At 35.9% G+C, this 12,413-nt stretch carries 12 protein-coding genes; 8 read left to right on the top strand and 4 right to left on the bottom strand.

Annotation, left to right across the window (positions count from 1 at the left end):
* Positions 1–21: 21 nt before the first annotated feature.
* Together RHTP_RS04880 and RHTP_RS04875 are read right to left on the bottom strand one after the other, a co-directional pair.
* Entirely contained in the window at positions 22–627 is a 606-nt protein-coding gene (locus RHTP_RS04880; protein ID WP_138107006.1) for a hypothetical protein, read from the bottom strand.
* 10 nt (positions 628–637) lie between these two features.
* Positions 638–1,558, bottom strand: a complete 921-nt coding sequence (locus RHTP_RS04875) for a hypothetical protein (protein WP_138107005.1) — start codon at positions 1,556–1,558, stop codon at positions 638–640.
* Between the two features lie 366 nt (positions 1,559–1,924).
* Between RHTP_RS04875 and RHTP_RS04870 the strand changes: the two genes are divergently transcribed.
* The 7 genes from RHTP_RS04870 to hemE all read left to right on the top strand — a co-directional run bounded on the left by RHTP_RS04870 (position 1,925) and on the right by hemE (position 8,826).
* Entirely contained in the window at positions 1,925–2,377 is a 453-nt protein-coding gene (locus RHTP_RS04870; RefSeq protein WP_138107004.1) for a hypothetical protein, read from the top strand.
* A 9-nt stretch (positions 2,378–2,386) separates the two neighbouring features.
* A complete protein-coding gene (locus RHTP_RS04865; protein WP_138107003.1) occupies positions 2,387–2,821 on the top strand; it encodes a hypothetical protein in 435 nt (144 codons plus the stop codon).
* A gap of 13 nt (positions 2,822–2,834) precedes the next feature.
* Positions 2,835–3,683, top strand: coding sequence for a hypothetical protein (locus tag RHTP_RS04860; RefSeq protein WP_138107002.1), 849 nt, complete (start codon positions 2,835–2,837; stop codon positions 3,681–3,683).
* Between the two features lie 13 nt (positions 3,684–3,696).
* Positions 3,697–4,881 (top strand): hypothetical protein, encoded by a 1,185-nt coding sequence (locus RHTP_RS04855; protein ID WP_138107001.1) that lies wholly within the window; start codon positions 3,697–3,699, stop codon positions 4,879–4,881.
* A 9-nt stretch (positions 4,882–4,890) separates the two neighbouring features.
* Complete coding sequence (locus RHTP_RS04850) at positions 4,891–5,424, top strand: hypothetical protein (protein WP_138107000.1); 534 nt, start codon at positions 4,891–4,893, stop codon at positions 5,422–5,424.
* A 400-nt stretch (positions 5,425–5,824) separates the two neighbouring features.
* Positions 5,825–7,813, top strand: coding sequence for a transketolase (gene tkt, locus RHTP_RS04845; protein WP_138106999.1), 1,989 nt, complete (start codon positions 5,825–5,827; stop codon positions 7,811–7,813).
* A complete protein-coding gene (hemE, locus tag RHTP_RS04840) occupies positions 7,810–8,826 on the top strand; it encodes a uroporphyrinogen decarboxylase (protein ID WP_138106998.1) in 1,017 nt (338 codons plus the stop codon). The genes tkt and hemE overlap by 4 nt, the downstream gene beginning before the upstream one ends.
* Here hemE and hemF read toward each other — a convergent pair.
* Positions 8,816–9,637: an oxygen-dependent coproporphyrinogen oxidase gene (gene hemF, locus RHTP_RS04835; protein ID WP_138106997.1), complete on the bottom strand. Its 822-nt coding sequence runs from the start codon at positions 9,635–9,637 to the stop codon at positions 8,816–8,818. The two genes, hemE and hemF, sit on opposite strands and share 11 nt — an antisense overlap.
* Before the next feature lie 21 nt (positions 9,638–9,658).
* Here hemF and hemG point away from each other — a divergent pair, with 21 nt between their 5' ends.
* Positions 9,659–11,026 (top strand): protoporphyrinogen oxidase, encoded by a 1,368-nt coding sequence (gene hemG, locus RHTP_RS04830; RefSeq protein ID WP_138106996.1) that lies wholly within the window; start codon positions 9,659–9,661, stop codon positions 11,024–11,026.
* Here the strand turns inward: hemG and RHTP_RS04825 are convergent.
* Positions 11,012–12,121, bottom strand: a complete 1,110-nt coding sequence (locus tag RHTP_RS04825; protein WP_138106995.1) for an aminotransferase class I/II-fold pyridoxal phosphate-dependent enzyme — start codon at positions 12,119–12,121, stop codon at positions 11,012–11,014. The genes hemG and RHTP_RS04825 overlap by 15 nt on opposite strands.
* Positions 12,122–12,413: the final 292 nt, after the last annotated feature.

Raw genomic sequence — 12,413 nt, 5'->3', positions numbered from 1 at the left:
AGATTATCTCGTTTTTTTTGTTTAAACAGCTTTAAAACCCCCTAGATTTGAAGGGGTTAGAAGGGACTTTTGCCCTAAGTTAACAGGGGGCGTACTATAATCCTTCCATGCTACTCTGCTGTGGTTCTCTGGCAGTCTATTTCTCAGTGAAGCATAGTAGGAGGCCCGATCATTAGGGTTATAACCCCAGCTACCGGTCAGTTCTCTGCTTTTAGGAGGAGAAGGGTTTAATTCATCATATATGCTCACGCCAAGAGTGAGCAAAAAAGACAGGTGTTTTATGTTATTAATGAAGATAAGATTACTTTCGCAAATATTTGGCTCCGTCATTTTAAAAACGAGGTAGAAAATAAAACAAAACGCTTTAGATACCGCCAGACTAGTAGGAATGTGCTTTAGAAAAACCCAAGTGTATTTAGTAAGGGCATTTTTTTGAGTAAGCTCAAGAAATCGTGTGCGCATTCCAAAAAGAGTTTCTCTAATCCGGTCAATTTTAGATGCAATGTTTGTAGGTTTAAGAGTGAGTTGATTGATTAAATAAGGACCAGCGCCTCCAATTAGCATAGTTATTGCTTCTTTATAAGGGTTATAGCTTGTAAGACCCATGATTGTAGCGATTGATGACATAGGTTATTCCTTAGTTTTTTTTAGGTTTCACAAAATCCTTTAACACCTCTTGTAAAGCTAGAAAACCTATTTTTATAGCCTCTAATTCCTCAGGATTATTTTGGGTTTGATCAAGGGCTTTTTGAAAATCTTTTGTTATTTGAGCGGTTTCGGCTTTATCTACTACAATTACATCACGATTAAAAGGTATGGAGTTAGGCCAGGCAGGAGGGGGCCTTCGTTCATGTTTATACCACCCTGAAAGCTTGTCGCATTCATAATAGATAGGCAGGTTTATCTCTCTTACTACAACAGCTTCTCGAACAAGTTCTTTAGAAATCCTGCATTCTCTTTTTGTGAATTCTGGTTTATTCATATAACAATAAGGGATCGATCCAAAGGATTCCGCTGTGGCATTATTTATTATATTTTGATAGGCTTTCATGGTTTGCTCAATAACGCCTAGCGGATTTTCTTGTGTTTCGAGATATTTTAAAAATTTTGCCTTTTCTTCTTGTATACGTTCTGGAACTTTTTCTGGGCTAGAAAGAGAAATTTTCGTCAATTTATAATAGTTGTAAATGTTTTCGTATTGTTTTTTGAAAATTTGTCTTTTATCTATCAAAGAACTGATTAACATTGCACTCTCTTGATCCCCATTTAAACGAACCAAATTAGAGAATGCTGTGCAAAAGGCGTCTTCATAAGACTCCTCCTTAGCAAACGTATCCACTAGAGGCACTACTACTCCGTTGATATGAGGAGAGATTACTTTTAAATAAGTCAGATCTCCTGTTTTACGGAGTATAGAGCTATCTATTAATACACCAAGGGCTCTTGGTAAAGTACCGCAAATTTTTTGCCAAGTGCTTAGATTTTCGTTAGAGTAAAATTGATAAAGGCTATGTCCATAAGTTAATATGTTCAAACTATGAAGAAAGACTGCTGCCATTATGAACTCCTGTTTATTTTCTTAATTTAAAAATCCTATCTATTTCTAAAGGAGAGATAGATGGAAATTATGCAAAGCTCTCCGCTCCCTTAAAGAGAGAGGAACATTTTAAGTTTTTCATTAAATAAAAGTAAATTTTTTTTAATATATTTGATTAATTAAGTTGTCAAAAAGAGAAGGTAATGGCTAAAGCAACTTCTTTTGGATGATTTTTCTAAGCTTGTTAATTTTATTATCTATTAATTTCATTTAATTTAATTTTAAATCAAAAAAATGAATTAAAAAGTTATGAAATTAATTAGTTTTTATGTTTTAATTAAACTAAGGTCGATTAAATTAGTACAAACTCTAAAAAGAGATCTAATTATGGCAGAAAATTCTTTAGCAGCCGCGGCAAAGATAGTGGCTACTCTCTCCAATTTGAGTGAGGAACAACGCTCTTCATCTAAAGATGATGCGTATATACAAAGCATTCTAAAGAATGCATTGTCTGAGATTCACAATCCTCAAGAGCTAAAGCGCATTCTAACAAATCTTGCAGGTACAAAAGGGCTTAGTGATAGTGTGCATAGTTGTTTAAATAAACTTATGCCAACAATAGACAAGCTTTGCAATGCAGAAGAAGCATCAAAAAGCTCTCCAGGGGATTCAAAACTCATTGATAATGTAAGAAAAATTAAAGCGTGTGTAAATACCATTCTTACCAAGTTAGAATCAGAAAATAAGCAAGCGCTAACTAAAGATAGAATACAATTGAATCATTGGACACAAGCACAAGACACTGTTGGATCTATGGCAAGAGCAATTCTTCAAAGATAAGGAGCTTTCATGAAAAAAGACAAAGAGATTGAAAAAATCGAAACGTTTTTAGAAGAGGATGTAGAGTATAAAGACACCCATTTTGAAGAGTTATTAAATTTGATTAACAAATTGATGGTAGATCTAAAAGAAGCTGTTTCTAAAGGAAGTCAAGAACAGCAGAAAATAGCTGCTGAGAAATTAGAACAAGCAAGACACTTGTTGTATGATTATCTCGAATCAGCAACGGAGAAATTAGGTTTAGAACAAGATCAACTGCAATTGATTTTGTCCTACTTTTTAAATACAGCTTCCCCCCATCGAGATAAACTTGTGATTTTTCAACAAGAGTTTGAAAAAAATACCGAGGAAGTGGAAAAGCTTCTCGATGCAAAAATACCTCAGAAAAAAAAGCGAGGTACATTAAAAAAATATGCCCAGAAATCCAGCTGGGTTCAATCTTAAGAAGGCTTTTTTTATGTCCCTAGAGATACAAGGCATACCATTTATAGAAGAAGCAAATCCTAATAACCTTTTTACTGAAAAGGAAAAAGGTTATGACATCAATCTTTTATTGGTACTTGCTATTCTTGTTTTGGTTACAAATCCTAAAGGGACAGGAGCTCTTGATCGAGTTGCTAAAAAAATGGAAGAAGCAACACGCACAGCAGAAGAGTTGAGGGGTTTACAAAATAACCTGATCACGATCAATGAAAAGATTGGAAAATTTCAATTATCTGCAGAAAAAGAACCTACTGCTCATACTTGGGAAGAAGATAAAGTAGGCAATATCATCAAAGAGTTTGCAAATGGGATTTTGGAGCTTCAGAAAAATATTACAGAGCTTGAAAAACGTGTAAAAAAATATCCTGATCTCGAAACTCTTTTGGCAACTACACAAGATCTTTTTAAATGCTTTAGTAAAAATTTTAATCCCATAGATAACCGTAGCATGATAGATGCTATTTCCGATTGGAAAGAAGATCAAGATCTGAATTTTCATGGAACGGATTTATATTTTCAACCCAATGATCAAAAAAAAGATCCTACCCAGTTTAATCGTATGATTGCTTGGGCAATGACACAGGTTTATCTCATTAATGAAGGAAAAATAAAAGATCCAAAAGCTGAGAACCCATTGGAAGATTGGAATGCAGATGGCAATGCTAGCGAGCAAATGCTCATTGGACAGTCCCAGCAAAGTTCCATTGAAATGAAATCCTATATGACCCTAATCACGTCTTACAATAATACAATGAAATCATCCCTGCAGGCTTGTAAGAAAGAATTGCAAAAAATGGTGAGGGAGCAAATCAGTCAAAACTAACAAGGAGGAATTTATGTCAGACATAACAACAAATACAACCCCTTCTGAAAAAATCATACAGCCTACTTCAGGGCCTATTAAACAAAAAATAAGTCAACTGCTTCCGCAGCAACAAGAAGAACTACCGTACGCAGGTTCAACAGATCCGATTCCGCCAGAACATTTAAAACAGATTGAACAAGAACTTGCCCATTTACACTCACCCAAACAGATCCAACATCAATCAGAACAACTAAAAAAGCATGCGACAGCTCTTAAAGAATTTAGTGAAAAAGATCTGCAAAAAATCAAGCAAGAAATCGCTAACCTATCACCTAAGCAATTAGAAGATCTAATCAATCAGTTAAAAAAAAACTTAAGTTCATTACAAGCCACACTGACTGAGCTGAAAAAACAGAAAAAAATAGATCCTGAAAAAGCAGATCTTATTTTAGATACCATCGATACCCTTAGTTCTAAAGATCTACAAAACCTCTCAAAAGAGGACCAGCAGAAATTAAGCAATACCCTTGATGCTCTAAAAGGAGAAGTAACCGATCTGATCAACAACAAACAAATAGAGCCGGAAGTAGGTAATGTTTTGATCCTCTTTTTAGCCTTTGCAAAAGCTCAAATGGATCAAAACGACAAAGCTATGTTAGCTGGGATCCAACAAACCAAAGTAAAAACGACCCAGCTAGAATTGCAAGCTGAAAAACAAAAAGACATCGCAGGCCAATCGACACAAGGACGTCATGGAAATATTGGAGCAATTGTCCTGTTCTCTCTTATTGCCATCCTTGGATTTGCTATGCTCTTTACAGGAGTTGGTGCTGTAGCAGGAGCTGGATTACTAGGAGCAGAGGCTGGTACATTTCTAGGAGTGGGAGGAGCTCTAGCAGAAGCTAGCATTACTGCAACAGCCATACCAGGAGCTGTTGTCGGAGCAGGAGTTTCTGCAGGATTTGCTGTTCCCGCTATGAATAACTCAGAAGCAGCTGGTTTAGGACCCGTTACTCAAGAAGGTCCCGATCCAACTAAAATGAGTAGCTTACAAGCTTTGCTAGCTTATTGTAATACGCAAACGCAAAAACTCTCTTCTCAGCTTGGCTCTACGGAAAAAATGTTTGTAGAAAACACCTCCGATAGATCTACCCAGTTAGGTCAGCAAGCAGGACAAGCCATTACTGAGATGGGCAAAATCATGGAACCTAGATAGGAGTAAATTATGTCATTATCTATCTTAGATACAAGTTTGCTTTTGAAGGGTCTTCAAGGGGCTAATACCAAAGTACAAGTAACCCAAATGGGCACTGTTAATCAGTTGACACAGACGCTACAAATTCTGGCTAACCATAGCCTTTCAGAAGCAGAAGAAATGGTCTTTATTTCAAAAATAGCAGGTTATGTACAAATAGCCACCCTTTTCTTAGGCCCTCTTCTGGTGCTTGGTGGGGTTTTAGCAGCAGGAGGAGCTCTTTCTTCTTTTTTAAGTGAAGCTTTTGTGGCTGGAGCGCAAGGCTCTACTCAAATCATTCAGGGGGTGCTTGGCGGAACGCAAGGTGTATTAGAGGCTACAAGTAGTGAAAAAAAAGCCAATATACAGAAAGATAAAGTGTGTACCACCACTTTACAGAAGAATAACGATGACACCTTGAAAACCGTAGAAAAAGAAATGGAAGAAACGAAGGAATACACAGAAGGGGTGATTAAAATCCTTAACAATGATGCAAGGATAGGTAGTCAAAAAGTCATACAATAAAAGTGTGTTAAGCTTAAAAATTATCAAGTTTAGAGTTTCTGTTATTTATTAACAGAAACTCTTTTTTCTAAATAAAAACGGAGTTGATGGAACCAAATAATAAACACTTAATCTGTCTTACCGTATTTTTGGAGGATATGGTTTTAGATTAGATAATAAAAGCATGGCTTACATCAACTCCTCATGTTTAAAAAAATATGTTAATAACAAAAAAACGATAAGTCAACAAAAGTTTTTTTTATTCTTATCTTTAAAACAGATGACAGCTAGCCTATGATTTTAAATAAAGGCATTAGTGTTTTGATTTTTGAAAGCTAAAAACTCCTTTTTTGCTATTGCTCTTCTTTATGCTGTTTGCTAACCTTATTCCATCTACTAAGGCTCTAAGGAGTTATTCTAAATGGATGCGGATTTAAAAAAAACTTTAAGTAAAATTGCTAGTACAGTGCGTTCTCTTTCTATGGAAGCGGTTCAAAAAGCGAACTCTGGACACCCTGGGCTTCCTATGGGATGTGCAGAATTTGGAGCTTTTCTATATGGATCTCTTCTGCGACACAACCCAAAAAACCCTAAATGGCTCAATCGCGACCGGATAGTTTTATCTGCAGGCCACGGTTCTATGTGGTTATACTCGCTATTGCACTTATCGGGATTTGGTCTTTCTTTAGACGATATTAAAAATTTTCGTCAGCTTCATTCTAAAACCCCAGGTCATCCAGAATATCATATTACAGATGGTGTAGAAGCGACTACTGGTCCTTTAGGTCAGGGGGTGGGGAATGCTGTTGGTCAAGCACTTGGTCTTAAAATATTAGCAGAGCGATTTAACCGAGATGATTATCCATTATTTACAAGTAAGGTTTATTGCTTAGCTGGAGATGGCTGTATCATGGAAGGGGTTTCTTCTGAGGTAAGCTCTTTTGCAGGGCATTTAGGCTTAGATAACCTGGTATTGATCTACGATGCTAATCAAGTAACTTTAGATGGGTTTTTAGCAGAGTCATTCTCAGAAGATGTAAAGATGCGCTATCTCGCTTATGGATGGGACGTGTTTGAAATAGATGGTTATGATTTTGATAAGATGCAAGAAGTATTTACACATATTCGCGATCATCAAACAAAACCTTGTTTTATCATGATGCGAACCATTATTGGTAAAGGATCTCCCCATAAAGCAGGAACTTCAAAAGCACACGGCTCTCCTTTGGGTGCAGAAGAGATTGAAGAGACAAAGAAAGCACTTGGGTTACCTGAAAAAGATTTTTATGTTCCTCAAGCCGTTTATCAGTTTTTTGAAACAAAGCTTGTTAAATGTGTAGCTTTAGAACAAAAGTGGAAAGAGATGTTTCGTAAGTGGTCGGAAGAATATCCAGACCTTTATCAATTATTTCTTCAAATGGCAGAAAAAAGATTGCCCACTGATTTGGAAGAGAAATTGCGTGCCATTGAAATGAAATCTCCTTTGGCTACTCGTGTAGGCTCGCAAGTTGTTTTAAACATTTTAGCAGATTTAGTACCTCAATTAATCGGAGGTTCTGCTGATCTTTCCTCTTCTGATATGACTATGATGAAAAGATTTCCTATTATTGAAAAAGATCAGTACACGGGTAGGAATATTAAATATGGAATCAGAGAGTTTGGAATGGCAACAATTGCTACTGGGCTTGCTGAAACAAATATGATTGTGCCTTATGTAGGAACTTTTCTTACCTTTTCTGATTATATGCGAAATGCTATTCGTTTAGCTGCTCTTTCTAAAATTCAGGTAATTTACATATTTACACACGATTCTATTTTTTTAGGAGAAGATGGACCAACCCATCAACCTGTTGAACATTTAGCCTCTCTAAGAACCATACCCAATGTTCATTTGATCCGGCCTGCGGATAATTGGGAAGTGAAAATGGCATGGATGGCAGCTCTTCGCTATCGAGGACCTTCTATACTTGTTTTATCAAGACAAGCGTTGCCTGAGTTAGAGGAATGCAATGTGTCTTATGAAGAGGGGATGAGTAAAGGTGCCTACATTATTAAAAAAGAACAGAGCAAGCCAGATTTCACCTTAATTGCAACAGGATCAGAGGTCTCTTTAGCATTGGATGTAGCAATCGCTTTAGAAAAAGTAGGTAAAAAAGTCAGAGTAATCTCCATGCCTTGCTGGCAGATTTTTGAGCTTCAAGATGATGAATATAAGAAAAAGGTCATCGGCGGAGATTTAGGAGTAAGAGTGAGTCTTGAAGCAGGGGTGAGTTTTGGCTGGTCTAAGTGGATTGGGCCTGAAGGGATCTCGATTAGTATTGAATCTTTTGGAGAATCTGCACCAATAGGTGATCTAGCTGCTGAATTTGGATTTACTGTTGATGCTATTTTAAATCGATTGTTATCATGAATGATTTGCTCCTTAGAGCACTGCGTTGTGAAAAAGCAGAAAGAGTCCCTGTTTGGTTGATGCGACAAGCGGGGCGTTATATGCCCCAATATCAACTTTTACGCACAAAATACTCCCTTTGGCAGCTTTTTCATGTTCCTGAGCTAGCAGCAGAGGTTAGTTGTCTACCTATTGACCTTTTAGATGTAGATGCAGCGATTGTTTTCTCTGATATTTTGGTTCTTGCAGAAGGGCTTGGACTTAAATTAGAATTCCCGGATAAAGGCGGACCTCGTATCTATCCTCCCATTCGTTCTAAACAGCACGTAGAACAATTATCTATTCATGCAGTTGAAGAAAAGCTTGCCTTTGTATTAGAGACATTGCGACTTGTAAAAAAACAGATTCAAGTGCCTTTAATTGGTTTCTGTGGAGGTCCTTTTACCGTTGCTACTTATTTGATTGATTCTACTAGTAAAGAACAGTTTTTTTATACGAAACAATGGATGAAAGAAGATCCACAAAGCTTTGTTGAGCTTCTTACTATTTTAACTAAAGCCTCTATTATCTATCTGAAAGCTCAAGTACAAGCTGGTGCTGAGGTAGTCCAAATTTTTGATTCATGGGCGAATATTCTTTCCGAAGAGGAATTTGGGCAGTTTTGCCTGCCCTTTTTGCAGCAAATGGTAAAAGAGTTGCAATTGGTCGTTCCTGTTATTCTTTTTTGTCGTGATTCAAGTATACGTTATGAGCAATTAGTAGCCCTTGCGCCTACAGCTATTAGTTTAGACTGGCATCTGCCTATGAAAGTTTTGAGAGAAAAAATTCCAGCTTCTATTGCTCTGCAAGGGAATTTAAGACCAGAGCTCTTAAAAAAATCTTCTAGTGAAATAGAAAAGCAAGTGAGCTCTTTTCTAAACTCTATGAAAGGAAGTAGAGGATTTATTGCCAACTTAGGACATGGAGTGCTTCCCGATATTCCTTTTGAAAATGTCAAGTTGTTTGTTGATATGGTGAAATCAGCTACCACTTAACAAGTGGAGGCATGGAACATAAAATAGCTTCTGGGTTCCCTCCTGAAAGGAAACCAAATTTTGTACCTCTATCGTAAAGCAAGTTAAATTCGACGTAATGAGCGCGCATCTCTAATTGTTTTTGTTTATCTTGAGGTTGGTAATCCATCTGTATGCGTTTTTCGTAGATGGGCAAAATAGCCTCCAGGAAAGTATCTCCAACTGTTTTCAAGAGATGCAGATCTTTTTCTAGATCTTCGCTGCGATAATGATCAAAGAAAATACCGCCTATTCCTCTTTCTTTATTTCGATGAGGGATGAAAAAATACTCTTTTGCCTGCTTAGAAAAAAGAGGATAAATTTCTTTATCTATTGCATCTAGTGCTTTTTGAGTAGTGGTATGAAAGTGTAGGGTATCCTCTGGATAGATAAACCCCATGGGAGTTAGATCATACCCTCCTCCAAACCAAAAATTTTCTTGTGTCTGAATAAAGCGAATATTGAAGTGTGCTGTGGGAACATGCGGATTTAACATATGTGTAATTAGGCTAATACCGGTTGCAAAAAAAGCTCCCTCTGCATCTGCCATGGGGAAACGATCTCCTTGTATTCCAGACCAATTTACTGCAGCTTTTTCAAATACTTCGCCGCGCAATAAGCCTATTTCTCCTCCTCCGCTACCTTTTGCATAACTCCAAGAAGTTTTAATAAAAGTGGCTTGAGGTTCAAATATTTCAAAAGCATGAACAAATCTTTTTTGTAATATTTTTAGATAATAGATGATCTCATCTTTTATTTTATCTGGACAATCCCTTATGCTCTTTGTTGTCATAGATAAAATTTTAAGGTTATCATGGAGAAAAAGAAAGTCATTATTTTAGGAGCCGGTATTTCTGGTTTATCTGCTGCTTGGTATTTAAGCCAAATTTCCTCATCATTAGATATTCTGATTTTAGAAAAATCTAATCGGATAGGGGGCTTATTTCATACAGATCATACAACAGGGTTTCATTTTGAAAAAGGACCACGTACATTTAAAATAAATCGATGTCCTACAACTTTACAGTTGGCAGAAGAATTAGGTCTTTTAAGAGAAATCATTTGGTCAGGAAACCTGCCTCATAATCGATATTTATGGTGGAACGAAGAATTACATAAGTTTCCTACAAATCTTATTTCCTTTTTATGGTCTCCATTAACAAAAGGATTTATTAAGGCATTAATTACAGAGTGGAAACACCCTGTTAAAAAAGGAGATGAAACCGTTTGGGAATTTGTGATACGCCGTTTTAATTACGATGTAGCTCAAAAGTTGTTTGATCCAATGGTTGTAGGAATTTTTGGTGGAGATCCTCGTCTCATTTCTATTCGAGCTCTTTTCCCTATATTAAAAGAATGGGAAGAAAAATATGGGAGCATAACCAAAGGGTTTTTGAAGAATTGGTTACAAAAAAAAAGAATGCCTAAAAGATCTCCCTATCTTCCAGATGCACCTTTATCTGCTATGTTTTCTTTTCGAGAAGGAATAGAACAATTAACTTCTACGCTCTTAGCTAAAACATCAGCTTCTGTTTATTATCAACATGAAGCACAAGAAATTGTACAAACAGAAAAAAAAGTAGTTGTTAAAACCAATCAAGGAGAATTTACAGCAGATTATGTATTTTGTGCTCTGCCTGCATTACAAGCAGGAAATCTTTTTATCAAAGATATGCCATCTCTTGGAAAAGAACTCATATCTTTGAAAAGTGAGGGGATTATAGTTCTTAACTTTGGATATAAAGAAAATGTCTTACCGATTGAGGGATTTGGATATTTAACTCCTCATTGTACTAGAGAAGATATATTAGGCGTTGTATTTGATTCTTCTATTTTTAAACAACACAATAAGAATCCTCAGGAAACCCGCCTTACCATTAAACTTAAAGATTTAGGACAGTCAGAAGAAGAAGCTAAACAAATAGCGCTGTTGAGTATTCGTAGACACTTAAAAATTTCTATACAACCAGATGTTGTTTCTTTTAAAAGAGCCCTTTCTGCTATTCCTCAATATACAGTAGGTCACCTAGAAAGAATGGAAAGCCTATATTCTGAATTTCAACAAAAAATACCCCGATGTTATTTATTAGGGAATTACCGAGTAGGGGTAAGTGTTGATTACTGCATTCGCTGTTCTAAAGAAACAGTACAAAATTGGCACAAGTCTTTAACCGCTTTTTAATTCCTTGATCTCTTCTACTAACATTCTTAAATCATCAGGAGTGTGATGAATATTAATGAAAAACCGGAGAGTATAAGATCTCTTTTGATGGGAGATCATACACTGGGAAAGAATTCCTCTTTGCAAAAGACTTTCCCAAAAATAGCAAAGTTCTTCTTCTTGAGAAAAATGTAGGCAAATTACATGTGTAGAGGAGCAGATTTCATGTTCTTGCAATTGTTTTTTTATCCAATGGCATCTCTGTTCTAGTTGATATCTTTCCCCTTCTAAAGAAGGGATAAGATCTAAAGCCATTTCTATGGCACCTAAAGAAGCATAGGTTACACTGGATTCTCGATAAAAAACATTTTTTTTAATGAGATTTTTAATCCAAGAAGAACAGCCAAGAAAAGCTGCATCTGCGCTTGCAGAATTGCTTAAAGAACATAAAATTAAATCGATATCCCCTCGTTTAGCTGCAAGGCCTAAGCCTCTGTCGCCTTTAACACCAAAAGCTAGCGAATCATCAACAACTAATAAAGCATTGTATGCTTGAGATAAGGAAGTAATATAATTTAAGTCGGTTAAAGTCCCATTGCCGCTGCTAATAGATTCACAAAAGATCATTTTAACAGAGCAGATGGATTGTCCCTCTTTTTTTAAAATAGCTTCCAAAGTAGCTAATGACCCCTGATTATAGGTAAGGATTTTCAAAGGAAAACTGTAAAGAATTTTGCTTAAACCCGGATCTAGGTCATCAGCAAGCAGTAAAAGGACATCAGAACTTAATGAAGAGAGTAGATGCCATAGAGCCAAATAGCGATTAGAAAAAAAATACAAATAAGGCATGTTGATTAATTCTGCAATTTTTGTCTCCAGCGTTTTTTGACATTCGATAAAACTCCCTGGGATTTCCGGGTGACAGACTCCATTGCCATAATGTAATAAATATTTAATCGTATGTTTTTTAAGATCTGGATGATTGGATAACCCTAAAAAATCTTGAGAAGAAAAATCGAGCATTTTTTTCCCTTGCCAAATCACATGAGTTGGACTTAAAGGAAGCAATGCATCTTCTTGGAATACACTTTCTTGCATGGATGGATTGCTTTTCATAAACCTCTATTTAATTTATTTTTTACTATAAAAAAAATTTTTCGCGTATTGAGGTATAAAATTCAAGAAAAAACTACCACATAAAGAATACAGATGAGAAAAAAACAAGAGAAAGTATTTACAATCTTTTTTAATAATGTTTTTTCATTAAAATAAAAAATGTTGATTTTAATTATATTTAGAATCATAATATAAATTATAAACCAGTGTTAGTCTGTTATATTATTCTAATTTTAATAATAAGTTAAATTACTTTATATTGGAATTTCATGATAAAAAAAAATGCTGTTTT

It is taken from the genome of Candidatus Rhabdochlamydia sp. T3358 (genome assembly GCF_901000775.1).
GTDB lineage: Bacteria > Chlamydiota > Chlamydiia > Chlamydiales > Rhabdochlamydiaceae > Rhabdochlamydia.
This window is presented reverse-complemented; position numbering and strand designations above follow the sequence as displayed.